Origin of the sequence: Streptomyces sp. Tu6071 (assembly GCF_000213055.1) — a bacterium.
Taxonomy (GTDB): domain Bacteria; phylum Actinomycetota; class Actinomycetes; order Streptomycetales; family Streptomycetaceae; genus Streptomyces; species Streptomyces evansiae.
In genome coordinates, this window is the sequence record NZ_CM001165.1 from 545,678 (window position 1) to 572,418 (window position 26,741).

The window sequence follows — 26,741 nt, forward strand, 5'->3', positions numbered from 1 at the left end:
TCGGCGGTGGAGGCTGGCGGGCATGGACCTCTCCGCACCGCTCGCCCCAGCCCCCCCTTTCGCCCTCCGCTTCCACCCCTTGCCCGCCACCGTCCTCGACCGCGTGCGCGGCACGGGGCGCGACGCGCTGGACCGGCCCGCCGAGCGGCTCTGCGCGGAGGGGGGCGAGCCGCTGCGCTGTTGTCTGCGCGACGCGGTGCCGGGCGAGGGCCTGCTCCTCTTCGGTTTCGCGCCGCCCCTGCCGGAGAGCCCGTACCGCGAGGTGGGCGCGGTCTTCGCGCACGCGGCGCCGTGCCCGCGCCCGGCCGACCCCGCCGCGTACCCCGGGGACTGGCGCGGGCGGCCGCAGGTCCTGCGGGCCTACGACGGGCGGGGCCGCATCCACGAGGCGACGCGGGTCCACGACGGGCGGGACCCGGAGGCCGCGCTCGCCACGCTCCTCGCGCTCCCGGGTGTGGCGCGGGTGCACAGCCGGAACGTCGCCTGGGGATGCTGGATGTTCGCGGTCACGCGGGGGTGAGGCGGCCCGTCACGCGGTGTCCGGGGCGGGCGGCGCGGACACCGCGGGGCCGGGGACCGACCGGCTCTCCCCGCGGGCCGCCGCGTGCCGTACCGCCGGGCCTGTCGCGAGGCCCGTGCCGGGGAAGAGCGCGGCGAGCGCGAGCCGGCCGCGCGTGCCGAGGCCGCGCACGAGAACGGTGAGCAGGAGCGGGCCCGCCGAGCGCGCGACGGCCGTCCCGGCCCCGTAGAAGCCCTGGTACTGGCCCTGCCGGTCGGGAGGCGCGAGCAAGAAGCCGATCTCCCAGGACTCCGAGCCGAGGAGCATCTCGGCGAGCATCCGCGCGGCACCCGCGAGCAACAGCACGAGGACCGCCGTCCGGGTGTGCTCGGCGCGCGCGGACAGCGCGAAGCACAGGCACGCGAGCACGAGGACCACTCCGGCGCGGCGCACCGCGCGCGCCGCCGTGGACAGGTCCGTGACGGGTGCGGCGACCGCGCGGGGCCGGGTCCGTGGGGGCGGGCGGGGCGGCATCCGCCCTCAGCCCGTCCTGTTGACGTCGAGCGCCTTCGTGATCGCCTTCGACGCCTCCCGGGCCGCCTCCTCCTTGTCACCGCCCGTCAGGACCTTCGTCATGTAGGTCTTGATCGGGTTGTCCGCCTCGACCCTCGCCCAGCGGGGCGAATTGGGCGTGGCGTGGCCCGACTTGGCGCCCTTGGCCATCGCGGCGGCGCCGGGCTCGTCGGAGACGGCGCCCGCGAGGGTCGTCTTGTTGGGGACGTAGTTCATCGTCTTGGCGAGGTCCTTCTGCCAGCGCTCCCCGGCGAGTTCGGCGACGACCTTGAGGGCGGCGCCGTGGTCGTCGGAGCGGCGCGTGACGACGAGGTCGGAGCCGCCGGTGAAGACGGCGCCCGGCTTGGCCGCGGTCTTGCCCGGGACCGGGAAGAAGCCCAGTTTGCCCTTGAGCTCCGGATTCTGCTCCACGATCAGCGAGGCCGCGCCGGGCACCGCGATGATCTGGCCGACCCCGCCCTTGGCGAAGACCTGGGTCTGCGGCGGGTGCTCCTCGTCGGCCGTCTTCGGGCCCTTGCCGAGGGCCTGGAGCTGGGCGTAGAAGTCCATCCCGGCGAGCGCGTCGGAGCTGTCGATGCTGCCCTTCCAGCCGGCGCCCGTGTCCTTGGCGAGGTCGCCGCCCTCGTCCCAGATGAAGCCCGAGAGGGTGTACCAGTCCTGTCCCGCGAGGTAGATGCCCTGGTTGCCGCCCCGGTTGAGCAGGTCGGTGTCGTGCAGCCACTCGGTGCGGTCGCGCGGGGGCTTGGCGATGCCGGCCTGGTCGAAGAGCTCCTTGTTGTAGATGACGACGCGGTTGGCCGCGTACCACGGCACGCCGTACTGCGTGCCGTTGAAGCGGCCCGGCTCGGCGAGGCCGGGGAGCCAGTCGTCCATACCGAGGTCGCGCATCGACTCCAGCGTCAGGTCGTACAGCCCGCCCTGGTCGACGTACCGCGCCACCTGGGTGTTGCCGACCTCGACGACGTCGGGCACCTCGACGTCCTCGCCGCCCTTGAGCGCCTTGCCGACCTTCTCGACGATGCCGTTCCACGACTGGATCTTGATGTCGACCTTGAGGTCGTCGTGCTGCTTCTCGAAGTCCTCGGTGAAGCGCTTGAGGAAGGCGGCGGACGCGCTGTCCTTCATGAGCCACACGGTGACGGTCTTACGGTCCCCGCCCGAGCCCGGCAGGACCCCGCAGCCGCACAGGACGGCGGTCGAGGTGAGCAGCGCGGCGGAGGCGAGCAGGCGGCGGTTCTTCACGTGGGTGGCTTTCTGTCCGCGAACAGGCAGGAGGGACCCGGCGTGGGGGACGCCTGCGGCGCGTGACGGGTGTGTCACGAGTTTGGTATGGACCTTTGCGAAGGGTCAAGGGGTGTCCGGGACACGAGAAAGACACGAAGTGATCACTCGCTGTCCACGCCTGCCCGGCTCCGCTCCCCGCCCGCCGCGTCTTCCACGTTGCGGTCTCCTCGCCTCGCGCCCCCGCCGGGAGTGCGTCACCGTGGAACGGGCACCTGCCGGACGGCGCCCGTCACGGCGGGCGGCCTCCGGGACCGATCGCCCGGAACCGTACGACTGCGAGGAGAGCGACGCGATGAGCGAGCACGTCTACCGGGTCACCGAGATCGTCGGCACCTCGACCGAGGGCTGCGACGACGCGATCCGCAACGGCATCAGGCGAGCGGCACAGACGGTGCGGAATCTCGACTGGTTCGAGGTGACGCAGGTGCGCGGGCACATCGAGAACGGCGAGATCGAGCACTACCAGGTGGGCCTCAAGGTCGGTTTCCGCATCGACGGCGCCGACGAGGCGACGGGCGACGCGGGGGCCTGAGGGCGCGGGCGGAGCGGCAGGGGCGCGGGCCGTGCGGGCGCGGGCCGCGGACGCGGCGTCACCCCGCGTCGAGGCGGCGGGACTCCCGCTCGGGTTCTTCTCCGGGCTGCCCGGCGCGCGCCCCCGCCCGGCGCGCGACGCGGGGTCGCTGCGCGCGGCCACGCGGGGGCGGGGCGAGTCGGACGAGCCGGAGCTGCTCGCCTACCTCCGCGCGGGCCTGCTCCTGCACGTCGTACGGGCCGCGCTGCCCGATGTCCTCGCCCCGCGCACGCCGCCGCTCACCCGCGCGGCCTCACTCCTCACCGACGGGACCTGGGTCTGGCGTCTCGACCTCGCGCACTACGTCGCCCGCGCGCACGTCCGCCTGCCGGTGGACTTCCTCTCGGCGGTGCGGGCGAGGGCCCATGTCCCCCCGGAGGTGGACGCCGACCGGCTCACGACGCTGCGGGCGCACTGGGCGCCGTAACGGCCGGGGGTGTGCCGTAGGCCCGTAGCGGCCGGGGGTGTGCCCCTAGCGGCCGGAGTGCGCCGTAGCGGCAGGGGGGGTCACGTGCGCCCGTCCTTCTCCTGCGCCTCGTGCAGTTCCGTCGCCTCTCGCCCCCACACCGCCCGTACGACGCGGAAGCCCGCCGCCTCCGCGTCGCGGCACACGAGTTCGTCGTCGTCCGCGAGGAAGGCGACCGGGCGGGTACGGGCCAGGGCGCGCAGCCGCTCCAGTTTGGTGACCCTGGCCGGCCTGCGGTCCGCGTCGCCGCGCAGCCACAGCGGCCCCTCGGGCAGTCCCTGCTCCGCGAGCCAGCGCGCCGTGTCGGCCCGGCAGCGCTCCGGACGCCCGGTCAGGTAGCCGATCGCGGTGCCCTCCGCCTCCGTCCTGCGGACGAGCGCGAGACCGTCGGCGAGCGGCGGGTCGTCGACCGCCGCGGCGAAGAAGCCCGGCCAGTCCTTGCGGGCACCGCGCAGGAAGTGCTGCCGGTGCCCCGCGTCCGAGAGCGTGTTGTCGAGGTCGAAGAGGGCCAGCGGCCGGGTGTCGCGCACGCCCCCACCGTACGGCGGAAGCCCGCCGGGAATCCCGCGCGCGCTCGCGGCGTTGATCACGTCCGTGAGTTCCGCCATCGACACCACCATGTTCTCCGTGCTCGACCGCTCCCGTGTGCGCGAGGGGCACTCGGCGGGCGAGGCCCTGCGCGACACGGTCGCCCTCGCCCGGGAGGCGGAGGCGCTCGGGTACCACCGCTTCTGGGTCGCCGAGCACCACGGGGTGCCCGGTGTCGCCGGAGCGGCCCCGCTCGTGCTCGCGACGGCCGTGGCGGGGGCGACGGAGCGGATCAGGGTCGGCACGGGCGGCGTCATGCTGCCCAATCACCGGCCGTTCGTCGTGGCCGAGCAGTTCGGGGTCCTCGCGGGCCTGCACCCGGGCCGCGCCGACCTCGGTCTCGGCCGCTCGGTCGGCTTCACCAACGAGGTGCGGCGCGCGCTCGGGCACGACAAGGAGGACGCGGCCCTGGAGCGCTTCGGCGCCCAGCTCGCGGAGCTGCGCGGCTGGTTCGACGGCACGCAGTCCACCTATCCGGGCGTGCGCGCGGTCACCGCCGAGGGCCTGCGCCCGCCGTTCTTCGTCCTCGCCACCGGCCGGGGCGCGGGCCTCGCCGCGCGTGCCGGGCTGCCGCTCGTGATCGCGGCGGTACGGGGCGAGGACGAGCTGCTGCGCGCGCTCGACGCCTACCGGGCGGATTTCCGCCCCTCGCCGGGGAACCCGGACCCGTACGTCGTCCTCTCCGGGACGGTCGCCGTCGCCGGGACGACGGAGGAGGCGCGGCGGCTGCTCCTCCCCGAGGCGTACGCCTCGATGTGGTCCCGCACCCGGGGTGTCTTCCCTCCGCTCCTCCCGGCCGAGGAGGTCGCGCGGCGGACGCTGGGCGAGCGGGAGCGCCCGCTCTACGAGGACGCGCTGCGCGGGCACGTCGCCGGCACCGAGGAGGAGGTCGCGGCGGAGCTGGAGCGGCTGCTGAGCCGTACGGGCGCCGACGAGTACCTCGTGACGACGAGCACGTACGACCGCGCCGCGCTCGTCGATTCGTACCGGAGGCTGGCCCGGCTGACCGGGCTCGCGGGGCGAACCGGACAATAGACCCCGGTGCCCCCGGCCATGCGGGGCAGGAGGGGTGCCAGACGTGTCGCGCGCGGGGGTCTACCGTGGGCGGCCAGGACACGGGGGAGAAGTGAGGAGTGAGGATGGACAGCCGTACGGCCCTGGTGGAGGACCTCCTTGAGCGGTTCCCCGGGGTACCGAGGGAAGCGGTCTTCAAGGAGGACCTGCTGCGCGGCGGCGTGGCCTTCGACAAGTCGGCGCTGAGCGACAACGAGTCGGGCGAGGTCAAACCGAAGTCGTACTTCATCTTCTCCTTCGACCACGGGACGCTCCCGGAGCTGGGCGAGGCCGCGCTGCGCCGCCCGCCCGAGGAGATCGTCCTCACCGGCGGCCCCTACGACCTGCGCCGCACCGTCGTCTCCGTGCGCGTGAACCCGGCCTCGCCCTACCGGGTCGCCGCCGACGAGGACGGGATGCTCGCGCTGTTCCTCGACGGCAAGCGGATCGCGGACGTGGGCGTGCCGCCGATGCCGGAGTACTACAAGCACAAGCTCTCGAACGGCAAGTCGGTGATGGAGGTCGCGCCCACGATCCAGTGGGGCTACCTGATCTATCTCACCGTGTTCAGGGTCTGCCAGTACTTCGGTGCCAAGGAGGAGTGCCAGTACTGCGACATCAACCACAACTGGCGCCAGCACAAGGCGGCGGGCCGCCCCTACACCGGCGTGAAGGACGTGGACGAGGTCCTGGAGGCGCTGGAGATCATCGACAAGTACGACACGGGCAAGACGTCCACCGCCTACACGCTCACCGGCGGCGCGATCACCTCGAAGGTCGCCGGGCGCGACGAGGCGGACTTCTACGGGCACTACGCGAAGGCGATCGAGGAGCGCTTCCCCGGCCGCTGGATCGGCAAGGTCGTCGCGCAGGCGCTGCCCAAGGACGACGTCCAGCGCTTCAAGGACTACGGGGTGCAGATCTACCACCCCAACTTCGAGGTGTGGGACCGGCGGCTCTTCGAGCTGTACTGCCCCGGCAAGGAGCGCTACGTCGGCCGCGACGAGTGGCACAAGCGCATCCTGGACTCGGCCGAGATCTTCGGCGCGCGCAACGTCATCCCGAACTTCGTCGCGGGCGTCGAGATGGCCGAGCCCTTCGGCTTCACGACCGTGGACGAGGCGATCGCGTCGACGACCGAGGGTCTGCGCTTCTTCATGTCGCACGGGATCACGCCGCGCTTCACGACGTGGTGCCCGGAGCCGACCACGCCGCTCGGCAAGACGAACCCGGGCGGGGCGCCGCTGGAGTACCACATCCGGCTGCTCCAGGCGTACCGGGCGACGATGGAGGAGTACGGGCTCTCCTCGCCCCCCGGCTACGGCCCTGCGGGCGCGGGCAACGCCGTCTTCTCGGTCAGCTCCTTCATGGACAGCCTCGACCCGAACAGTTCGGTGGCGCCGAGCGTCGTGTGACGCCCGCGCTCCCCTGACGGCCCGCGAAGGCCCTCGTACCGCCGCCGGTACGGGGGCCTTCGGCGTACTCCGGAACAAGCGCCCCACCGCAAGCCGTCTCGCAAGAACTGCGCAAGCAAGCGCATTCAGCCGACAGACACATGAAAAAGCTCACGCCCGTGTCTTGTGCGCCGTCGGCTGACGGGCCTTAATGTGTCCGGAGCTTCCGGCGCACGTCTCCTCCCCCCATACGCACGCGGCTGCTCCCGCTTCCCGTGGTGCCCCATGGTTCGAGAGGAACGCCCGTGATCAACAGGCACGCCGCGCACGCCGTCCGCCGCAGACCCGCCCTGCTCGCCGCCCTGACCGCCGCCGCGCTCGGCGCCGGGCTCCTGAGCGCGGCCCCCGCCCTCGCCTCGGAGCCCGCGAGCGCGGGTCCCGCCGTCACCCGCGCGGGACTCGACCCCTCGCTCGTCGCCGGGCGCGGCGCCCGCGTCGGCTTCGCCGAGCAGGAGGCCGAGCACGCCGCGACCGACGGGACCGTGCTCGGGCCCGACCGCACCCCGTACCAGCTCCCCTCCGAGGCGAGCGGCCGTTCCGCCGTGAAGCTGACGCCCGGCCAGTACGTCGAGTTCACGCTGCCGAAGGACGCCAACGCGCTCACCGTGCGCTACAGCATCCCCGACGCGCCGCAGGGCGGCGGGATCACGGCGCCGCTCGACGTGTCCGTGGGCGGGAAGAAGCGCGCCACGATGACGCTGACCTCGCGGTACGCGTGGCTCTACAACCAGTACCCCTTCTCGAACGACCCGCAGGGCGACCTCCTGCACGCCGACTGGTGGACCACCGAGTGCGACTGCGTACCGGCCGCCACGACGCCCGCGCCGTCCTTCGACAAGCCCTTCCGGCCCAGCCACTTCTACGACGAGCAGCGGCTCCGCCTCGACCGCGCGTACCGCGCCGGCGAGAAGGTGCGGCTCACCGTGCCGCGCGGCAGCGGCGCCGCGTGGACCGCGATCGACCTGCTCGACTCCGAGAGGATCGCCGCGCCCGAGGTGCGGCTCCTCTCCGCGAACGTCCTCGCCTTCGGCGCCGACCCGACGGGCCGCAAGGACTCGGCGGCGGCGATCGAGCGCGCCATCGCCTTCGCCAGGCGCGCCCACCTGAAGGTCTATCTGCCGCCGGGGACGTACCAGGTCAACCGGCACATCGTCGTGGACGACGTCACCGTCGAGGGCGCGGGAAGCTGGTACACGGTCCTCAAGGGCAAGGAGGTCGCGCTCGACGAGCCCGCCGCCGACGGCTCGACGCACACGGGCGTCGGCCTCTACGGCAAGTCCGCCGAGGACGGCGGCTCCAGGAACGTGCACCTCTCCGGGTTCGCGATCGAGGGCGACGTCAGGGAGCGCGTCGACACCGACCAGGTCAACGCGATCGGCGGCGCCATGAGCGACTCGACGATCAGCGGCCTCTACCTGCACCACACCAAGGTCGGCCTGTGGTTCGACGGACCGATGCGGAACACACGGGTCACGGACACGGTCATCGCCGACCAGATCGCCGACGGCATCAACTTCCACACCGGCGTCCGCGACTCCCTCGTCCGCGACGTCTTCGTCCGCAACTCGGGCGACGACGGGCTCGCGATGTGGGCCGACAAGACGCAGAACAGCGGCAACACCTTCGACCACAACACCGTCCAGTCCCCCGTCCTCGCCAACGCCATCGCGATCTACGGCGGCGAGAACACCACGGTGAGCGACAACCTCGTCGCCGACCCGGTCCGCGAGGGCAGCGGCCTGCACGCGGGCTCCCGCTTCGGCGCCGAGCCCTTCACGGGCCGTCTCGACTTCCGCGACAACACGACCGTCCGCGCCGGGACGCTCGACCTCAACTGGAAGATCGGCCTCGGCGCCATCTGGTTCTACGCGCTCGACCGCGACATCGACGCGGACATCCGCGTCACGGGCGACCACTACCTCGACAGCACCTACAACGCGATCATGCTGGTCAGCGACTACGGCGTGAAGGACAAGGTCAAGCTGGAGGGCCTGAAGTTCAAGGACGTGCGCGTCGACGGCACGGGCACCTCGGTGCTCAGCGCGCGCGTCGCCGGCTCCGCCTCCTTCGAGAACGTGGACGCGCGGAACGTGGGCGCGGTCGGCGTCAACAACTGCGGTTCCTTCAACTTCCCCGCGACGGGCTCCGAGTTCACCGTCAAGGACCTCGGCGGCAACGACGGCGGCGGCACGACCGGCCCGTGGCTCGCCCCGTGGGAGCTGCCCAACACGCTCACGTGCGACGACCGGCCGCCGGTGGTCGCACCGCCCGCGCCGCAGCCGTGGTGACGCGGTGCGCCGCATGAGGCGACGCACCGTGTGAGGCGACGCACCGTGTGACGCGGCCCGTCGCGTGAGGCGGCCCGCTGGGTGGAGGGCGGGCGCCGAGATCCAGGTGCCGACCGGGACGGCCAAGGCCCGGTCGGCACCTTCTCGCGTACGGCCGCTCCCCCGTACCCGCCCCGACCCGCTCCCGGCCCCCTCCTCCCGCCCCGGACCTGCGGGGACTCCCCCGGCTGCCTACGATCGCCCTATGGAGAGCCCCCACGATCCCTACGTCCGGGTGCGCGGCGCGCGCGAGAACAATCTGCGGGACGTCGATGTCGACGTGCCGCGCGACGTCCTCGCCGTCTTCACCGGCGTCTCGGGCTCGGGGAAGTCCTCGCTCGCCTTCGGGACGATCTACGCCGAGGCCCAGCGCCGCTACTTCGAGTCCGTCGCCCCGTACGCCAGACGGCTCATCCACCAGGTGGGCGCCCCGCACGTCGGCGAGATCACCGGGCTCCCGCCCGCCGTCTCGCTCCAGCAGCGCCGCTCGGCCGGTTCCTCGCGCTCCTCGGTCGGCACCGTCACCACGATCTCCAACCTGCTCCGCATGCTCTGGTCGCGCGCCGGGACCTACCCCGAGGGCGCGGAGCGGCTCGACTCGGACTCCTTCTCGCCCAATACGGCCGTGGGCGCCTGCCCCGCGTGCCACGGCCTCGGCCGCGTGCACCGCACGACCGAGGAACTGCTCGTCCCCGACCCCTCCCTCACGATCCGCGAGGGCGCGATCGCCGCGTGGCCGGGTGCCTGGCAGGGCAAGAACCTGCGGGACGTGCTCGACGCGCTCGGCTACGACGTGGACCGGCCGTGGCGGGAGCTGGACCCGGCGGACCGCGAGTGGATCCTCTTCACCGAGGAGACACCGACCGTCACCGTCGAGCCGGTCCGCGAGGCGGGGCGCGTGCAGCGCCCGTACCAGGGCACGTACCAGAGCGCGCGCCGCTACGTCCTGAAGACCTTCGCCGACTCCAAGAGCGACGCGCTGCGTGCCAAGGCGGCGCGCTTCCTCGCGAGCGAGCCGTGCCCCGTCTGCCACGGGACGCGGCTCAAGCCGGAGGCCCTCGCCGTGACCTTCGCGGGGCGGACGATCGCCGAGACGGTCCGGCTGCCGCTCACCGCGCTCGCCGCGATGCTGCGCGAGGCGGGCGGCGGGAACACGGCACGCGTGCTCGTCGAGGACCTGCTCCCGCGCGTCGAGACGGTCATCGGCCTCGGCCTCGGCTACCTCTCGCTCGACCGCGCCACCCCGACGCTCTCGGCCGGCGAACTGCAGCGCCTGCGCCTCGCGAGTCAGCTCCGCTCGGGGCTCTTCGGTGTCGTGTACGTGCTCGACGAGCCCTCCGCGGGGCTGCACCCCGCCGACACGGAGGCGCTGCTCGACGTCCTGCACGGGCTCAAGCAGGCCGGGAACTCGGTCTTCGTCGTCGAGCACCACCTCACGGTCATGCGGCACGCCGACTGGCTCGTGGACGTCGGCCCCGGGGCCGGGGAGCACGGCGGCGAGGTGCTGCACAGCGGGCCCGTGGGCGGGCTCCAGGAAGTCACCGCCTCGGTGACGCGGGACTACCTCTTCGGCGGCCCGCGCCCGCGCCTGGCGCCGCCGCGCGAGCCCACCGGGTGGGTCCGCCTGCGCGGAGTGCGCAAGCACAACATCGAGGGCGTCGACGTCCGCGTGCCGCTCGGCGTGCTCACCGCCGTGACCGGGGTCTCGGGCTCGGGCAAGTCGACGCTCGTCCCCGACGTCCTCGCGGGCGCGCTCGACGCGCGGGCACGCGGTGCGGACTCGGGCCCGGAGGCGCCGTACACGGCGCTCGAAGGGGCGGAGGGCGTCCAGCGCGTCGTACGGGTCGACCAGCGCCCCATCGGCCGGACGCCCCGCTCCAACCTGGCCACGTACACGGGCCTCTTCGACACCGTGCGGAAGGTCTTCGCGGCGACGGACGAGGCGAAGGCGCGCGGGTACGGGGCGGGGCGGTTCTCGTTCAACAACAGCGGGGGGCGCTGCGAGACGTGCCAGGGCGAGGGCTTCGTCTCGGTCGAACTCCTCTTCCTGCCCAGCACCTACGCGCCCTGCCCGGACTGCCACGGGGCCCGCTACAACCCGGACACGCTCGCCGTGCGCTACCGGGGCAGGAACATCGCGGACGTCCTCGGCCTGACGGTCGAGTCCGCCGCGGACTTCTTCGCGGACGTCCCCGCCGTCGCGCGCAGCCTGCGCACGCTCCTCGACGTCGGCCTCGGCTACCTGCGCCTCGGCCAGCCGGCCACGGAATTGTCGGGCGGCGAGGCCCAGCGCATCAAGCTCGCGACCGAGTTGCAGCGCGTCCACCGCGGCCACACCGCCTACATCCTCGACGAGCCCACGACGGGCCTGCACCCCGCCGACGTCGACGTGCTGCTCCGCCAGCTCAACCGCCTCGTCGACGCGGGCGACACGGTCGTGGTCGTCGAGCACGACATGGCGGTCGTCGCCTCGGCGGACTGGGTCGTCGACCTCGGTCCGGGCGGCGGCGACCGGGGCGGCCACCTCGTCGCGGAGGGCCGTCCCGAGGACGTGGCGAAGGCGGAGGGGAGCAGGACGGCCGCGTACCTGCGCGCCGCGCTGGGGTGAGGGCGCGGCCCGCCCCCTGACGATCCTCGATCGGGGCGGTCGGACGCGGCGCCGGAGGGGAGCCGGTTTTGCCGTCCCGGCAAGTCCGCTTGGCCCCCGCGCGACCTGGGCGAATGCTCGGAGGTGTCCGATCCGCGCGTCTCCCGGAGGTTCCCGTGACCGCTCCCGTTCCGCCCGCCCGCCACCGCCTGCTCGCACTCCCCGGAGGGCGGGTGCACGTGGTCGAGCAGGGCGAGGGTCCGCTCGTGCTGCTGCTCCACGGCTTCCCCGAGTCGTTGCACGCGTGGCGGCACCAGTTGCCGGTGCTCGCCGCCGCCGGGTACCGCGCCGTCGCCGTGGAAGCGCGGGGGTACGGACGCTCCTCGCGCCCCGGGGACACCGAGGCTTACCGGGCCGTCGCACTGGTCGGTGAACTCGTGTCGCTCGTCCGGGCCTTGGGCGAGGAGCGGGCGGTGCTCGCCGGGCACGACTGGGGCGCCACGCTCGCCGGGCAGGCCGGGCTGCTGCGCCCCGAGATGTTCTCGGCGATCGCGCTGCTCGGCGTCCCGTACACCCCGCCGGGCGGGCCCCGCCCTTCGGAGGTCTTCGCCGCGATGGGCGGCGAGGAGGAGTTCTACGTGCCGTTCCTCCAGCGCCCCGGCGTCGCCGAGGCCGAGATGGAGCAGGACGTACGGGGCTGGCTCGCCGGGTTCTACACGACGCTCTCCGGGCGGAGCGGCGTCGTGCCGCCCGGCCCGTTCTTCGTGCCGCGCGGGCACGCGATGCGGGAGCGCTTCGTGGACGGGCCGCTGCCCTCGTGGCTGAGCGAGGAAGAACTCGACGTGTACGCCGCGGAGTTCGAGCGCACCGGGTTCGGGGGCGCGCTCGCGCGCTACCGCGTGATGGACCGGGACTGGGAAGACCTCGCGGCCTGGGAGGGCGAACCGCTGCGGCAGCCCTCGCTCTTCCTCGCGGGCCGCGAGGACGCCTCGCTCGCCTGGCTCTCCGAGGCCGTGGACGCCTTCCCCCGCACCCTGCCGGGGCTCAGGGGCACCCACCTTCTGGACGACTGCGGGCACTGGGTGCAGCAGGAGCGGCCCGACGAGGTCGGCGCGCTGCTCGTGGAGTGGCTGGCCGGTCTGGACCGGTGACCGAGGACCCGTGACGGCCCGCATGGCAAGCGTTTTCTGCCCGTGCCGTCCGGGCCATTGACCTCGTCCCGCCCATCGCTTTTCATGACAGGGCCGCCGCCTTCCGTACGCGCGCCGCTCCCCCGGCGCGCCGCCCGCCCCTGTCCGAGGAGTCCCCGGCATGCCCTCAGCCCCCTCGCTCGCCGACTGGTTCCCGCCCGGCCTCGTGGAGGCGCGGCTCCCGGCGCTCGGGGAGTGGAGTCCCGTACCGGCGCCCGGCGAGAAGTGGCCGTTCGACGAGGCGACGCGCGCCCGGGTGCTCGGCGAGGCGCGGGCGGCGCTCGGCGAGCCGTGGCCCGCGCTGCCCGCCTCGCTCTTCGCGCGGTTCGCGCGGGACGGGGACCGCGCGGCGTACCAGGCGCCGTGGGACGCGCGGCGGGCGAGACTGGGCCGCGCGCTGCTGGCGCTCGCGGCGGCGGACGGCGCCGACGACGGGGCGGCCCCGGCGGCCTCCGCCGCCTTCGCCGACGAGGTCATGGACGGCGTGTGGGCGCTGTGCGAGGAGACCTCGTGGGTGTGGCCCGCACATGACTTCCGCGTCCTCGACGCGCGGCAGGGGCTGCTCCCCGACCCCGAGGTCCCGACGCTCGACCTGGGCGCGGCGACGACCGCGGTGCTCCTCTCGCTCGCGGACGCGCTCGCGGGGGACGCGCTCGACGCGCGCGACCCGCTGCTCCGGCGCAGGATGCGCGGCGAGGTGTGGACGCGGGTGCTCGGCCCGTACCTGGAGCGCTCCGAGTGGGGCTGGTACGACGGTTCGACGGCCAAGCTCAACAACTGGAACCCGTGGATCCACTCGGACCTCCTGCTCGCGACGGCGCTTACGGTCGAGGACCGGGCCTCGCGCGCGGCGCTCGTCGGCAAGATCGTGCGCGGGCTCGACCACTACCTCGTGGCGCAACCGGCGGACGGCGGCTGCGACGAGGGCCCGCACTACTGGTGGCGCGCGGGCGCCTCCCTCTTCGAGTGCCTGGAGCTGCTGATCTCGTTGCTCGGCACGGGCGAGGCGGTCCTCACCGAGCCGCTGATCCGGGACACGGCGCGGTATCCGCTGCTCATGCACGTCGGTGACGGGTGGTCGGTGAGCTTCGCGGACGGCCCGGCCCGGCTGCGCGAGGCCACCCCGGCGGTCCTGTACCGGTACGGGCTGCGCACGGGGCAGCCGGACGTGGCCGCGCACGCGCGGGCCCTGCGGGGCACGGCGGACCCGGTCCTGCCCGAGGACGCCACACCGTACGACCTGCGGCGGGTCCTCGGCGCGCTGCTCGACCCGGCGTGGCGGGCGGCGGAGGAGGCGACGCTCCCGCTGCCCGGTCAGGGCTGGCTCCCCGGCACGCAGGTGCTCGTGGCGCGCGAGGCGGAGGGGACGACGCGCGGTCTGCTGCTCGCGGCGAAGGGCGGGCACAACGACGAGAGCCACAACCACAACGACGTCGGCTCGTTGCTCGTCGCCGTGGACGCGCGGCCACTGATCATCGACGTCGGCGTCGGCACGTACCGGAGGGAGACCTTCGGGCGGGAGCGGTACGGGATCTGGTCGATGACGAGCGCGTACCACAACGTGCCCGAGGTGAACGGCCACGGGCAGCCGCCGGGCCGGGACTTCGCCGCGCGTGGGGCGCGCGCCGAGCTGGCTCCGGGGCGCGCCGCGCTGACGCTCGACCTCGCGGGCGCGTACCCGGAGCGGGCGGGCCTGCGGGCCTGGGAGCGCACGGCGGCGCTGGTACGGGGCGAGGAGCCGCGCGTCGAGGTCCGGGACGCCTGGCGGCTCGACGCGGCCCCGGAACGGCTCGTTCTCCACCTGCTGCTCGGCGGCGAGGTGACCGCGGCGGGCGCCGGGCGGGCCCTCGTACGGCCGCCGCGGGGGCGCGGGCTCGCGCTGGCGTGGGACGACGCCGCCTTCGCCGCCGAGGTCGAGACCGTCGTCCTGGAGGACCCCGCCTTCACCCGGATGTGGGGCGAAGCCGTGCACCGGCTCGTCCTCACCGCGCGTGCGCCGGGGGCCGAGGGCACGCACGTCCTGAGCGCGCGGCCCGCCGACTGACCCCGCCCCTCCCCCCGGCTGCTCCACCGAACCACTCGCACTTCCCCCACGAAAGCGAAGGAGTTCACCGTGAGATCAGCTCAAGACGGTACTGCCCGGGGGGTCCGTCCCCTCTCGCGCCGCGGCTTCCTGCTCGTCGGCGCGGGTGCGGCGGCCGGGGTGGCGTTCGGCGCCCGCCCGGCCGCCGCCGACGTGCCCGGCGAGTCGAACGGCGGCGTGCGGGTCATGCCGCTCGGCGACTCGCTCACCGACGGCTTCACGCCCTGCCCCGGCGGCTACCGGATCGGCCTGTGGCGCAGGCTCGCCGAGGCCGGGTACACCGTCGACTTCGTCGGCTCGCTCGCCAACGGCCCCGCCGAGCTGGGCGACCACGACCACGAGGGCCACTCGGGCTGGCGCATCGACCAGCTCGACGCCCAGCTCGAGGGCTGGCTCGCCGCGACGTCCCCGCGCACGGTGCTGCTCCTCATCGGCACCAACGACCTCAACCAGAACCACGACGTCGCGAACGCCCCCGCGCGGCTCTCGGCGCTCGTGGACCGGATACGTGCCCTGCTCCCCGCCGCGGAGATCTTCGTGGCCTCGGTGCCCCCGCAGACCGATCCGACGCAGCAGGCCCGCGTCGTCGCGTACAACCAGGCGCTGCCCGGCGCGCTCGCGGGCAAGGACGCGGGGGTGCACCTGGTGCGGATGTACGAGGCGCTGACGACGGCCGACCTCGCGGACGGTGTCCACCTCACCCCGGCCGGCTACGACAGGATGGCCGGGGTGTGGTTCGACGCGCTGCGGTCGGTGCCGGGGGCGCTGGAGCCGGTGGCGGGGGCGCGGGAGGGGGTGGCGCGGGCGCGGTAGTCGCGGGTACGCGTACGCCCCGGTCGTCCCCTCGTCAGGAGGGGGTGCCCGGGGCGTACGGCGGGGGCGGTGGGGCCGCCCCCGCGAAGGGTCAGCGCTTGCCGGCCTTGCGCTGGGCGCGCAGCCACTCGCGGTTCATGTTCGTGATGGACATGAGCGGGATGCCCTTGGGGCAGGCGGTGGCGCACTCGCCCGTGAGCGTGCAGCCGCCGAAGCCCTCGGTGTCCATCTGGGCGACCATGTCGAGGACGCGGGACTCGCGCTCGGGGGCGCCCTGGGGCAGGACGTTGAGGTGGTTGATCTTCGCCGAGGTGAAGAGCATCGCGGAGCCGTTGGGGCAGGCCGCGACGCAGGCGCCGCAGCCGATGCACTCGGCGTTCTCGAAGGCGTAGTCCGCGTCGGGCTTGGGGACCGGCGTGGAGTGGGCCTCGGGCGCGGTGCCCGTCGCGGCGGAGATGTAGCCGCCGGACTGGATGATCCGGTCGAAGGCCGAGCGGTTCACCGCGAGGTCCTTGATGACCGGGAAGGCCGCCGCGCGCCACGGCTCGATGTCGATCGTGTCGCCGTCCTTGAAGGACCGCATGTGGAGCTGGCACGTCGTGGTGCGCTCGGGGCCGTGCGCGTCACCGTTGATGACGAGCGAGCAGGCCCCGCAGATGCCCTCGCGGCAGTCGTGGTCGAAGGCGACCGGGTCCTCGCCCTTGAGGGTGAGTTCCTCGTTGAGGGTGTCGAGCATTTCGAGGAAGGACATGTCCTCGGAGATGCTGTCCACCTCGTAGGTGACCATGGCGCCCGGGGCGTCCGCGTTCTTCTGGCGCCATACGCGCAGGGTGAGCTTCATGCGTAGCTCCGCTGAGTGGGGTGGACGTACTCGAAGACCAGGTCTTCCTTGTGCAGGACGGGGGCCTCGCCGCTGCCGGTGTACTCCCAGGCGGCGGCGTAGGAGAACTCCTCGTCCTTGCGGGCGGCCTCGCCGTCCGGGGTCTGCGACTCGACGCGGAAGTGCCCGCCGCAGGACTCGGCGCGGTGCAGCGCGTCGAGGCACATCAACTCGGCGAGTTCGAGGTAGTCCACGACGCGGTTGGCGCGCTCCAGGGACTGGTTGAACTCGGCGCCCTCGCCGGGGACCTTGATCCGCTTCCAGAACTCCTCGCGGATCTGGGGGATGCGGGCCAGGGCCTTGCGCAGGCCCTCGTCGGTGCGCGCCATGCCGCAGTACTCCCACATCAGCTCGCCGATCTCGCGGTGGAAGCTGTCGGGGGTGCGGTCGCCGTCGACGGCGAGGAGGCGCTCCAGGCGGTCCGTGGTCTCCTTCACGGCCTCGACGGCCGCCGGGTGCTCGGCGGTGACCTCGGCCGGCTTGGGGTTCTTCGCGATGTAGTCGTTGATGGTGGCGGGGAGGACGAAGTAGCCGTCCGCGAGGCCCTGCATCAGCGCCGAGGCGCCGAGGCGGTTGGCGCCGTGGTCGGAGAAGTTCGCCTCGCCGATCGCGAAGAGGCCCGGGATGGTGGTCTGGAGGTCGTAGCCGACCCAGAGGCCGCCCATCGTGTAGTGCACGGCGGGGTAGATCCGCATCGGGACCTTGTAGGGGTCCTCGTCGGTGATCCGCTGGTACATGTCGAAGAGGTTGCCGTACTTGGCCTCGACGGCCTTGCGGCCCATGCGCGAGATCGCCTCGGCGAAGTCGAGGTAGACGCCCTGGCCGCCGGGGCCGACGCCCCGCCCCTCGTCGCACACGTTCTTCGCGGCGCGGGAGGCGATGTCGCGGGGCACGAGGTTGCCGAAGGAGGGGTAGATGCGCTCCAGGTAGTAGTCGCGCTCGTCCTCGGGGATCTGGTTCGGGGGACGCTCGTCGCCCTTGGCCTTCGGGACCCAGATGCGGCCGTCGTTGCGCAGCGACTCGCTCATGAGGGTGAGCTTGGACTGGTGGTCCCCGGTGCGCGGGATGCAGGTCGGGTGGATCTGCGTGAAGCAGGGGTTGGCGAAGTACGCGCCCTTGCGGTGCGCCCGCCAGATGGCGGTCGCGTTGGAGTTCATCGCGTTGGTCGAGAGGTAGAAGACGTTGCCGTACCCGCCCGAGGCGAGGACGACGGCGTCCGCGAAGTGCGTCTCGATCTCGCCGGTGACGAGGTCGCGCGCGACGATGCCGCGGGCGCGCCCGTCCACCATGATCAGTTCGAGCATCTCGGTGCGCGCGTGCAGCTCGATGTTCCCGGCGGCGACCTGCCGCGAGAGCGCCTGATAGGCGCCGAGCAGGAGCTGCTGGCCCGTCTGGCCGCGGGCGTAGAAGGTGCGGGAGACCTGGACGCCGCCGAAGGAGCGGTTGTCGAGGAGGCCGCCGTACTCACGGGCGAAGGGGACGCCCTGCGCGACGCACTGGTCGATGATCTCGACGGAGATCTCGGCGAGGCGGTGCACGTTCGACTCGCGGGCGCGGAAGTCGCCGCCCTTGACCGTGTCGTAGAAGAGGCGGTGCACGGAGTCGCCGTCGTTGCGGTAGTTCTTCGCGGCGTTGATGCCGCCCTGCGCGGCGACGGAGTGGGCGCGGCGCGGGGAGTCCTGGAAGCAGAACTGGATGACGTGGTAGCCCTGCTCGGCGAGGGTGGCGCCCGCGGAGCCGCCCGCGAGGCCCGTGCCGACGACGATGACGCGGTGCTTGCGGCGGTTGGCGGGGTTCACGAGCTTGGCGTGGAAGCGGTAGTCGCTCCAGCGCTCGGCGACGGGGCCTTCGGGGGCCGAGGTGTCGACGAGGGGCTGCCCGGCCGTCTCGTACTGGACGAAGTCAGTCATGTCAGTCCACCAATCCGGTCATGACGCCGACCGGGACGGCGATGAAGCCGAGCGTGATCACGACGGCGAGCACGTTCGCGAGGGTCTTGAGCACCAGGTCGCGGCTGCGGCTGCCGACGCCGAGGGTCTGGGCGGCGCTGTAGAAGCCGTGCTGGATGTGGAGGCCGAGGGCGAGCATCGCGACGATGTAGATCACGTTGCCGTACCAGGTGGAGAAGGTGTCCACCACGTTGGCGTAGGGGTGACCGTTCTGGAAGCCGCCGCTGTGCACGGTGCCGGTGGTGAGGTCCAGGATGTGCCACACGATGAAGAGGGCGAGGACGATCCCGCCGTAGCGCATGGTGTGGGTCGCGTACGAGGCGCGGCGGCGCGGGTGCGCGTACTTGACCGGGCGTGCCTTCTGGTCGCGTCGGCTGAGCTGGTACGCGGAGACGGCGTGCGCCACGACGGCGATGACCAGGACGACCCGGATGACCCAGAGCGTCCACTCGTAGTGCATGAAGGGTTCGCCGACGGTGCGCAGCCAGTGCGCGTACTCGTCGAAGGTGCCGGGTCCGAAGAAGATCTTCAGGTTGCCGTACATGTGGGCGATCAAGTACAGCAGCATGAGAAGGCCGGAGACGGCCATCACTGTCTTCTTGCCGACGGAGGAATCCCAGATCATTCGCGTCCTGGACGGCCGTCGGTCCGTCCCTGGTGCCAGAGCCATGTCAAGCAAGGTAGGGCCGAACGACCCGAGAGGTCCAAGAGATCACTGGCCTTATTTCCATAGCCCTGGCCTATCGTTGCACTATGCAGTTCCAGCAGCTCCAGTATTTCGTGGCCGTGGCGGAGACCCGGCACTTCACCCGCGCCGCCGAGATCGTGCACGTCGCGCAGCCCTCGCTCTCGCAGCAGATCAAGGCGCTGGAGCGCGAGCTGGGGGCCGAACTCTTCAGCCGCGCAAGGGGAAACATCACGCTCACCGACGCGGGTGAGGCGCTGCTCCCGCTGGCCAGGCGCATCCTGGAGGACGCCGAGACCGCGCACCACGAAGTGGGCGAAATCGCACAGCTGCGCAGGGGGCGGGTCCGGCTCGGCGCGACCCCCAGTCTGTGCACGGGACTGCTCCCCGACGTCCTGCGGACGTATCACGATCGTTATCCGGGGATCCAGCTCCTCATCGAGGAGGGCGGCTCGCACGACCTCGTACGGGAGCTGGCGCGCGGCGCGCTCGACCTCGCGCTCGTCGTCCTCCCGCTGCCGACCGCGTCGCCCGCGCTGGAGACGGTGGAGCTGCTCCACGAGGACCTCGTGGTCGTCTCCTCGCTGCTGCGGTCCGCGCCGGGCTCGGGCGGCGGACGCGGGCGCAGGGTCCGCATCGCGGATCTGCGCGAGGAGCGCCTCGTGATGTTCCGGCACGGCTACGACCTGCGGGAACTGACCGTCGCCGCGTGCCGCAACGAGGGCTTCGAGCCGTCCTTCGCGGTCGAGGGCGGGGAGATGGACGCGGTGCTGGGCTTCGTCCGGGCCGGGCTCGGCGCGGCCGTCGTCCCGCGCATGGTCGCGGAGCGCCCCGGCTCGGGTCTCCGCGTCACCCCTCTCGCGTCGCCCGGCCTGCACCGCACGATCGCCCTCGCCCACCGCAGCGACGTGGCCCCGCCCCGGGCGGCGCGCGAACTCCAGGAGATCCTGGTGCGGGAGGCCGCGCGCTTGCAGGCGGAGTGAGCGGGCCCGCCGGGGTACGGGGCCGCCGGGCCGGTACGGGCGGGGAGGCCCGCGCCGTACCCGTACCTCCCCCGTCCCTCAGCCGGTCACCGCGTCCACGAGTGCCAGCTCCCTGACCCTCGCCGCCGGGCCCGGACGGGCGTAGTACCAGCCCTGTGCCGTGTCGCAGCCGAGTTCGCGGAGCTGATCGGCCTGGGCGCTCGTCTCGACGCCCTCGACCGTGACCGCGAGGTCGAGGCTGTGGGCGAGCGCGACGATGCCCTCGACGATCTTGAGGTCCACCGGGTCGGCGGGGAACTGCTGCATACCGCGGGTGAAGGCGCGGTCGAGCTTGAGGACACTCACCGGGAGGCGGCGCAGGTTGGCGAGGTTCGAGTAGCCGGTGCCGAAGTCGTCGAGCGCGATGTCCACGCCCATCTCGGCGAGCCGCCGCAGCGGCTTGAGGAGGTCGTCGTCGGCGCCGATGAGCGCGGACTCGGTGACCTCCAGGCACAGCGCGCCCGGCGGGAGCCCCGTGCGTTCCAGGATCTCGACGGTGTCGGCGACGAGACGCGGGTGCTGGAGCTGGCACGGCGAGAGGTTGACGTTGACGCGCAGCGGCGCGGGGCCGCCGCGCTCCTCCTGCCACAGCCGGGCCTGCCGCGCGGACTCGTCGAGCACCCAGCGGCCGAGCGGCACGATGAGACCGGTGTGCTCGGCGAGCGGGATGAAGCGGTCGGGGCCGATCGTGCCGTGCTGCGGGTGCGACCACCGCACGAGCGCCTCGGCGCCGTGCACCGTGCCGTCGCCGAGGTCGACGAGCGGCTGGTACTCGATGAAGAACTCGCCGCGCTCCAGCGCGGCGGGCAGCGCGGTGGTCAGTCCGTGCCGGGTGATGGCGCGGGCGTCGGCCTCGGGGTCGGCGACCTCGTAGCGGTTGCCGCCCGCCGCCTTGGCCCGGTACATCGTGATGTCGGCGCTGCGCAGCACCTCGGCGGGGCCGCGCTTGCCGCCCCCCGGCCCCTCCACGATGCCGATGCTGCCGCGCACGGTCAGCTCCCGGCCGTCCACGCGGACCGGCGTGGCGAGGGCCTGCATCATGCGCCCGGCCAGCTCGTGGACCTCCTCGCGGGCGCGGGGCCCGGTCGTGAGCGCGACGAACTCGTCGCCGCCGATGCGGGCCACGATCTCCCCGGCGCCGCCCGCGCAGCCCTGGAGCCGGTCGGCGACCTCGACCAGGAGCCGGTCGCCCGCGTCGTGGCCGAGGCTGTCGTTGACCGTCTTGAAGCCGTCGAGGTCCAGGTAGCAGAGCCCGAAGCGGTTGTTCTCGCCGGCCTGGAGCGCCTTGTCGAGGCGTTCGAAGAAGAGCGTGCGGTTGGGGAGCCCGGTGAGCGCGTCGTGCGTCGCCTCGTACCGCAGCCGGAGGTTCAGCAGGCGGCGCTCGGTGGTGTCCTCCAGGAGCGCGAGCTGGTAGAGCGGGCGGCCCTGGTCGTCGCGCAGGAGCGAGACGGTGAGGTTGGTCCACAGGACGGTGCCGTCGTGGCGGTAGAAGGGCTTCTCGGCCTGGAAGTACTCGCGGGTGCCCTTGACCAGTTCCTCGTACAGGCGCCAGACGGTCGGCGAGTCGTCGGGGTGGGCCCACTCGCGGACGTTGGTGCCGCGCAGCGAGCCGACGAGGCCGCCGAACATCCCGGCGAGCGCGTCGTTCGCCTCGACGATGACACCGTCCATGTCGGCGATGCTGATGCCGAGCGCGGCGCCCTCGAAGACGGCCCGGAAGCGCGCCTCGCTCACGTGCAGGGCGCGCTCGACGGCGGCGCGCGCGCCGAGCGCGGCCCGCGAGATGGCCTCCTGCTCGGTACGGGTCCGCTCGCGCAGCGCCCCGGCGAAACCTGCCGCCATGGCGTGCTGGATGCGGGCGCCGCGCGCGGCGAGGTCCTCGTGCCGCCCGTCGTCCCCGCAGTACAGGACGAGGTACGCCTCGACGACGTCGAGGGTGCGGCTGAGCGTCTCGGGGTCGGTGCAGTGCGCGGCGACGAGGGCGGCGCCGATGCCGCGCGACTCCTCGGCGTCGAAGACCCGGGCGTGCAGCGCGGCGCGCAGGCGGTGCGCGAGCGGCAGGAGCAGCTTCTCGAACTCGGGGCGGGTCAGTGAGGTCGCGGTGAGCGGGAAGAGTGCCCGGCTCCAGATGGTCGCGAACCTGCCGACCCGGTCGGCCGGCTCGTCCCGTGTCCCGCTCGTCCCGCTTGCCTCGCTCACGCCTTGCGCCCCACGCCCGCGTACCCGGAATTCGCGTACGGGTCCGCTTCCTCGCCCGGCACCTGCTCGGGCCGCCACTCCGCCATCGGCACGAGTCCGGGGTCGACGAGTTCGGTGCCCGCGAAGAAGCGGGCGATCTCCTCGGCGGTGCGCATGACGAGCGGGTTGCGGATGTCGCGGTAGACGTCGACGGCGCCGCTCGCCTCCTGCCGCGAGGTGGGGATGTGCTCGTACGCGGCGTGCGTGAGGATCAGCATGCTGCCGGGGGCGAGCGCGTCGAGGAGTTCGGCGACGGGGGCCGCCGGGTTCTCGCTGTCCTCGATGAAGTGGAGCACCGCGACGAGGAGGAGCGCGACGGGCCGCTCCAGGTCGATGAGTTCGGCGAACCCCGGGGCGCCGAGGATCTCGGCGGGCTTGCGCAGGTCGGCGGCGACGACGCTGGCGCGCGGGTCGCCGTCGAGCACGGCCTCGCTGTGCGCGACGGCGACGGGGTCGTGGTCGACGTAGATGACACGCGCCTCGGGGGCGAGGGCGCGGGCGACCTCGTGGACGCTGCCGAAGGTGGGGATGCCGGAGCCGATGTCGAGGAACTGCGTGACGCCCTCGGAGACCGCGTAGCGCACCGCGCGCCGCATGAAGGCACGATTCGCCTGCATGATCTTGGGGAGCCCCGGCAGGTGGGCCATCGCGCGCCGCGCGGCCTCCCGGTCCACCTCGAAGTTGTGCGAGCCGCCCAGGTAGTAGTCGTAGATCCGGGAAACGCTCGGAACCGTTATGTCGATTCCCTGCGGGGCCCAGGCGGGTCGCTCCATCGGTGCTCCAAGTCGCTGCGGGTGGGGGCCGGGGTGGCCGAAGCCGGTGGTGGGGTGCGGTGCTCGTTTCTCCGGGTGCGGCGCCCCCTCGTGCGCGGTGTCCCGGGCTCCGGGGCGCTCGCGCGCGGGTGAGGTCGCCTGCGCAGAGGCTACTGATCAGGCGCCAGAAGAGCGAGCAAAAACGGAAAATGACCGTCCGTTCCCGGTCATCACCTGGGCGGCGACGACACGGTTCCCTTTCTCCCCGGCCCGCTGGCGGCCCGCCAGCACTTTACGTCGCCGGGGCCCGCGCGGAAAACGGGGCCGGTTCCGCAACCCCTGCCGAACTACGGTCGGGGCAGGCCGACTTGACGCAGGCGGTGGAGAAGTTTTCACGCGGGGCGGCGAATTAGCTGGAATTCATCCGTTTCGTCCGGGCGGGCGCTGGGCGAAAACCGGCCGGAGGACGGACAGGGGGTGATTTCGGGGAACTGGGCGTTCGCGTGTGCTTTCGTTCGCCTGCCCACAGAATTCGTCCGACTTTATCGGCGTCGGCGGGACGGTTTCCCGCGGGCCCGTGACGCTCGCGGGCGGGGCACCGCTTCCGCACACGTTACCGGCGGGTGTTTCACCCGGGCGCCGCACCGCGTGACCCGTCCGCCCGGCAGCGGGCGCGGTACGCGGCGCCGCTCCCTAGCGTCGGGGCGGGTACGGGTGTTCCGGCTCGTGCCGCGTCCGCGCCTGGGAGGCTCGCATGCGCCCGCAACGTACCGGCCGCGCCGTTCTCGTCGGTCTCACGGCTCTCGCCGGTTCCCTGCCGTGGCCGGCCGCGGCCGACGGGGCCCCGTCCCCGCTCACCGCCGAGGTACGCCCCGCGACGGCGATCCCGGGCGCCCAGGTCCGCGTGTCGGTACGGGGCTGCGCGGGGAGTACGACGGTCCGCTCGGCCCTCTTCGCGCCGCGCACGCTCGCCCCCGGGGCCTCGGCCCTCGTGACGGTCTCGCTCGAGGCCCGCCACGGCACGGCGTACGACCTCACCTTCGACTGCGCGGACGGCCGCCAGCACCGCGCCCGCCTGGAAGTGGCGGCGGGCGGCGGCGAGATCTCGGAGACGTCGCGACCGCGGCGGCGGGCGGAGGACACGCGGCCGGAGGCGGACCTCGGCCCCGGGACCGGCCTGCGCGCGGAACCGGACCACGCGCCCTCCCGCGCGCCGGACAAGGGAGTGCGCGCCGGGGAGGGCGGCGGCGTCTCCGGCACCTTCTCGACGGGCAACCTGGCGCTCGGGGCCCTGCTCGTCGGAGGCGTGCTGACGTACGCGTACCGCAGGAGCAGGGCGTAGTGGATGACGTGGCTTCCGCACACGCGCGGGACGGCCGACACCGTCGTCCTCGGGCGGGAGCGGGACGCGCCCTGGTACGGGGTCCCTTCCCGGCCTCGTGCCGTTCCGGTCCGGGCGAGGACGTGGAAACCGTGCGCACCGTGGACGTCGACGTGGGGCTGACCGCGACGGCCTGGCCGACCGGGACCCCGGCGTCACCGGCATGACGCGGGTGCCTCGGCCCCGCTCGGCTCGGGCGACTTCGCCGGAGTGCTCCAGCGGCTCGGCGACGAGGGGCGCTGCGACGACGGGCTCTGCGGCAACGGGTGCCGCGACGACGCGCTCCGCGACGACGGCCGCGCGACGAGGACCCGCGCACGCCGGGGAGCACGCCCGACCCCGCGCGGCGGGCGCTCCGACGCGGGGCCCCGCCCTCGCTCCCTCCCGCTCACCGCGCCTGCGGCGCCACCCCGCGTCGTGGGCGCGTCGCCGCCGCGCGGGCCGCGCGGTCCTCGGCGCGGCGGCGGAGCCACAGGACGCCGCCGCCGAGGACCGCGGCGACGACGAGTCCGCCGCCGACCGCCATGTCCGCCGGGCTCGCCCTGCGGGCCGAGGCGCCGCCCACACCGCCGTGGACCGCGCCGCGGAAGGCCGTGAAGGCGGCGGGACGGGTCAGCTCCCCGCCGGGGCAGCGGGCGGTCACGTCGTAGCGACCCGGCGCCGAGGCGGCGCCGAGCGTGAAGGCGGCCGTCGCGCTGTCCCCGCCGTCGACGGGGCGCAGCCGCGCGGAGGGGAAGCCGGGCGAGTGGACGGTGCCGCCCGCGCAGGCCCGTACGACGACCGTGACCTTCCCGCCGAGCGGCACGGACGTGGGGGTCACCACGATCTCCTGGGGGCTCGGGCCTGCCTGACCCGCCGAGGCGGGCGGGCCGCCCCCCAGGGCGAGGACGACGGCACAGCCTGCGGCCAGGGCGGCGGGGATGGTGCGCATGGAAGCCTCCGGGGAAGCGGGCGGCCCCCGGGGTCCTTCCCCGGCGGTCGATGGCGGCCCCCGCACCACGAGCCTTCGCCCGGCGCGCCCCGCGCCGCACCCGGGGATACGCCGCCCCGGTGCACCTTTCGCTCCGTCAGTCGAGCGGGCGCATCGCGGTGGATTGCCCCCCGGCGCGCGGTAGCCGCCGCGCACGCCACCCGTTCGCCCATCCCCCGTCGCCGCTCCCGGCCCCCGCGCCTAGCGTGCTGCCCGTGGAACGAGGGCGCGGGAGGAGGAGCGGATGGAGGCGCAGGCCGGGCGGGGGAAGGTGCGGGGGCGGGCCCCCTGGGGCGCGCTCGCGCTCGTGCTGCTGGCGGGGATCGCGCTGCTCAGGGACGGCTCGGGCGAGCACGTGAGCGCGCCGCCGCAGCCCGCGCGCGCCGCCGCGCCCGACAGCGCCTCTCCTGCCACCGGCGGGACGCGGGGGCTCGGCTTCTCGCGGCCCCGGCGGGTGCGCGTGGCGGACATCCGGGTGGACGCGCCCGTGCGGCCTGTGGGGCTCGACGCGCAGGGCTGGGTGCAGGCACCGCCGCCCGGCGCGCGCAATCTCGTGGGCTGGTTCACGGGCAGCGTCTCGCCCGGCGAACGCGGCCCCGCCGTGCTCGTCGGGCACGTCGACAACAAGGAGGGCCCGGCGGTCTTCTACGGGCTCGGGGCGCTGCGCAAGGGGCGGCACATCGCGGTCGAGCGGGCGGACGGCCGGACGGCGCTCTTCGAGGTGTACGGGGTCGAGGTCTTCGCCCAGGACGACTTCCCGGGCGAGCGCGTGTACGGGCCGACGGCGGGCCCCGAGTTGCGGGTCATCACGTGCGGCGGGGCGTACCACAGGGGCACGGGGTACGACGGCAACGTCGTCGTGTTCGCGCGGATGGTGGGCTCGGCGCGCTGAGCCCGGCGCTCAGCCCCGGGGCGCGTTCGCCCGCAGCCGCGTCGCGATCGGGCGCAGCAGGTCGCCGAGCGCGCGCACGTCCTCGGGTGAGAGGTGGTCGAGGACCTGCTCCCGGATCTCGTCCATGTGCCCGGCGGCGGCCGTCAGGAAGACGTCGCGGCCCTCGCCCGTGAGCGAGACGTACCGGTGCGAGCCGCGCCGCTCCCGCGTGACGAGGCCGCGCCCCTCCAGGCGCGTGACGGTGTGCGAAAGGCGCGAGAAGGAGCCCGAGGTGATCTCGACGAGCCCGGTCATCGCGGCGGTGCGCTCGGGCGCGCGGTACAGCGTCAGCAGCACCGCGTAGTCGTAGTGCCCGAGCCCGGCGTCCCGCCGCAGGCGCTGGTCCATGACGGCGGGCAGGAGCTGCGCCACGAGGTGCAACTGCGTCCACGCGTCTTCCTCCTCGGCACTGAGCACGGGCCGGTGGGCCATGGCGCTCCCTTCG

23 protein-coding genes are annotated in these 26,741 nt (G+C 73.7%); 13 read left to right on the forward strand and 10 right to left on the reverse strand.

Annotation, left to right across the window (positions count from 1 at the left end):
- Positions 1–22: 22 nt before the first annotated feature.
- Positions 23–520 carry a DUF1203 domain-containing protein gene (locus STTU_RS02220; protein WP_007819398.1) on the forward strand — a complete coding sequence of 166 codons (498 nt, stop codon included), beginning with the start codon at positions 23–25 and terminating at the stop codon, positions 518–520.
- Positions 521–529: 9 nt separating this feature from the next.
- On the opposite strand, the gene STTU_RS02225 is transcribed toward STTU_RS02220, so the two are convergent.
- Complete coding sequence (locus STTU_RS02225; protein ID WP_052862308.1) at positions 530–1,033, reverse strand: hypothetical protein; 504 nt, start codon at positions 1,031–1,033, stop codon at positions 530–532.
- Positions 1,034–1,039: 6 nt separating this feature from the next.
- Entirely contained in the window at positions 1,040–2,314 is a 1,275-nt protein-coding gene (locus STTU_RS02230) for an extracellular solute-binding protein (protein WP_043253846.1), read from the reverse strand.
- A gap of 334 nt (positions 2,315–2,648) precedes the next feature.
- Between STTU_RS02230 and STTU_RS02235 the strand changes: the two genes are divergently transcribed.
- Both STTU_RS02235 and STTU_RS02240 read left to right on the forward strand, forming a co-directional pair.
- Positions 2,649–2,888, forward strand: a complete 240-nt coding sequence (locus STTU_RS02235) for a dodecin (RefSeq protein WP_009070509.1) — start codon at positions 2,649–2,651, stop codon at positions 2,886–2,888.
- A 31-nt stretch (positions 2,889–2,919) separates the two neighbouring features.
- Positions 2,920–3,354, forward strand: a complete 435-nt coding sequence (locus tag STTU_RS02240; RefSeq protein WP_007819405.1) for a hypothetical protein — start codon at positions 2,920–2,922, stop codon at positions 3,352–3,354.
- An 80-nt stretch (positions 3,355–3,434) separates the two neighbouring features.
- On the opposite strand, the gene STTU_RS02245 is transcribed toward STTU_RS02240, so the two are convergent.
- A complete protein-coding gene (locus tag STTU_RS02245; RefSeq protein WP_007819407.1) occupies positions 3,435–4,013 on the reverse strand; it encodes an HAD family acid phosphatase in 579 nt (192 codons plus the stop codon).
- Between STTU_RS02245 and STTU_RS02250 the strand changes: the two genes are divergently transcribed.
- The 7 genes from STTU_RS02250 (at position 4,012) to STTU_RS02280 (ending at position 15,488) form a co-directional block, all read left to right on the forward strand.
- Entirely contained in the window at positions 4,012–5,016 is a 1,005-nt protein-coding gene (locus tag STTU_RS02250; protein ID WP_007819409.1) for an LLM class flavin-dependent oxidoreductase, read from the forward strand. The two genes, STTU_RS02245 and STTU_RS02250, sit on opposite strands and share 2 nt — an antisense overlap.
- A gap of 104 nt (positions 5,017–5,120) precedes the next feature.
- Positions 5,121–6,449 (forward strand): radical SAM protein, encoded by a 1,329-nt coding sequence (locus STTU_RS02255; protein ID WP_007819411.1) that lies wholly within the window; start codon positions 5,121–5,123, stop codon positions 6,447–6,449.
- A 284-nt stretch (positions 6,450–6,733) separates the two neighbouring features.
- On the forward strand, positions 6,734–8,776 hold the full coding sequence (locus STTU_RS02260) for a glycosyl hydrolase family 28-related protein (RefSeq protein WP_007819415.1): 2,043 nt from the start codon (positions 6,734–6,736) through the stop codon (positions 8,774–8,776).
- A 244-nt stretch (positions 8,777–9,020) separates the two neighbouring features.
- A complete protein-coding gene (uvrA, locus tag STTU_RS02265) occupies positions 9,021–11,423 on the forward strand; it encodes an excinuclease ABC subunit UvrA (RefSeq protein ID WP_043253848.1) in 2,403 nt (800 codons plus the stop codon).
- 113 nt (positions 11,424–11,536) lie between these two features.
- Positions 11,537–12,553, forward strand: a complete 1,017-nt coding sequence (locus STTU_RS02270) for an alpha/beta fold hydrolase (RefSeq protein WP_234019117.1) — start codon at positions 11,537–11,539, stop codon at positions 12,551–12,553.
- Between the two features lie 160 nt (positions 12,554–12,713).
- Entirely contained in the window at positions 12,714–14,636 is a 1,923-nt protein-coding gene (locus tag STTU_RS02275; RefSeq protein WP_007819418.1) for a heparinase II/III domain-containing protein, read from the forward strand.
- Positions 14,637–14,705: 69 nt separating this feature from the next.
- A complete protein-coding gene (locus tag STTU_RS02280; RefSeq protein WP_007819419.1) occupies positions 14,706–15,488 on the forward strand; it encodes an SGNH/GDSL hydrolase family protein in 783 nt (260 codons plus the stop codon).
- A 91-nt stretch (positions 15,489–15,579) separates the two neighbouring features.
- Here the strand turns inward: STTU_RS02280 and STTU_RS02285 are convergent, their stop codons facing one another.
- From STTU_RS02285 to STTU_RS02295, 3 genes are read right to left on the reverse strand one after another with little or no spacing between them, the layout of a single operon-like run.
- The gene (locus STTU_RS02285) at positions 15,580–16,329 is read right to left on the reverse strand and encodes a succinate dehydrogenase/fumarate reductase iron-sulfur subunit (RefSeq protein WP_009070491.1); all 750 of its coding nucleotides are present in this window, start codon (positions 16,327–16,329) and stop codon (positions 15,580–15,582) included.
- Positions 16,326–18,278 (reverse strand): fumarate reductase/succinate dehydrogenase flavoprotein subunit, encoded by a 1,953-nt coding sequence (locus tag STTU_RS02290; RefSeq protein WP_007819422.1) that lies wholly within the window; start codon positions 18,276–18,278, stop codon positions 16,326–16,328. Before STTU_RS02290 ends, STTU_RS02285 begins: the two co-directional genes overlap by 4 nt.
- A 1-nt stretch (position 18,279) precedes the next feature.
- The gene (locus STTU_RS02295; RefSeq protein ID WP_009070486.1) at positions 18,280–18,987 is read right to left on the reverse strand and encodes a succinate dehydrogenase; all 708 of its coding nucleotides are present in this window, start codon (positions 18,985–18,987) and stop codon (positions 18,280–18,282) included.
- 83 nt (positions 18,988–19,070) lie between these two features.
- On the opposite strand from STTU_RS02295, the gene STTU_RS02300 reads away from it, so the two are divergent.
- The gene (locus tag STTU_RS02300) at positions 19,071–19,985 is read left to right on the forward strand and encodes a LysR family transcriptional regulator (protein ID WP_007819427.1); all 915 of its coding nucleotides are present in this window, start codon (positions 19,071–19,073) and stop codon (positions 19,983–19,985) included.
- Between the two features lie 78 nt (positions 19,986–20,063).
- Here STTU_RS02300 and STTU_RS02305 read toward each other — a convergent pair whose 3' ends face one another.
- Both STTU_RS02305 and STTU_RS02310 read right to left on the reverse strand, forming a co-directional pair.
- Positions 20,064–22,223: a putative bifunctional diguanylate cyclase/phosphodiesterase gene (locus tag STTU_RS02305; protein WP_043253849.1), complete on the reverse strand. Its 2,160-nt coding sequence runs from the start codon at positions 22,221–22,223 to the stop codon at positions 20,064–20,066.
- Entirely contained in the window at positions 22,220–23,035 is an 816-nt protein-coding gene (locus STTU_RS02310) for an SAM-dependent methyltransferase (protein WP_007819433.1), read from the reverse strand. The genes STTU_RS02305 and STTU_RS02310 overlap by 4 nt, the downstream gene beginning before the upstream one ends.
- 733 nt (positions 23,036–23,768) lie before the next feature.
- On the opposite strand from STTU_RS02310, the gene STTU_RS02315 reads away from it, so the two are divergent.
- Complete coding sequence (locus tag STTU_RS02315) at positions 23,769–24,356, forward strand: hypothetical protein (RefSeq protein WP_007819434.1); 588 nt, start codon at positions 23,769–23,771, stop codon at positions 24,354–24,356.
- A gap of 427 nt (positions 24,357–24,783) precedes the next feature.
- Here STTU_RS02315 and STTU_RS02320 read toward each other — a convergent pair whose 3' ends face one another.
- Positions 24,784–25,326, reverse strand: coding sequence for a hypothetical protein (locus tag STTU_RS02320; RefSeq protein ID WP_043253851.1), 543 nt, complete (start codon positions 25,324–25,326; stop codon positions 24,784–24,786).
- 283 nt (positions 25,327–25,609) lie between these two features.
- On the opposite strand from STTU_RS02320, the gene STTU_RS02325 reads away from it, so the two are divergent.
- Positions 25,610–26,257 (forward strand): class F sortase, encoded by a 648-nt coding sequence (locus tag STTU_RS02325; protein ID WP_043253853.1) that lies wholly within the window; start codon positions 25,610–25,612, stop codon positions 26,255–26,257.
- A 9-nt stretch (positions 26,258–26,266) separates the two neighbouring features.
- Here STTU_RS02325 and STTU_RS02330 read toward each other — a convergent pair whose 3' ends face one another.
- The gene (locus tag STTU_RS02330) at positions 26,267–26,728 is read right to left on the reverse strand and encodes a MarR family winged helix-turn-helix transcriptional regulator (RefSeq protein ID WP_009070471.1); all 462 of its coding nucleotides are present in this window, start codon (positions 26,726–26,728) and stop codon (positions 26,267–26,269) included.
- Positions 26,729–26,741 lie beyond the last annotated feature (13 nt).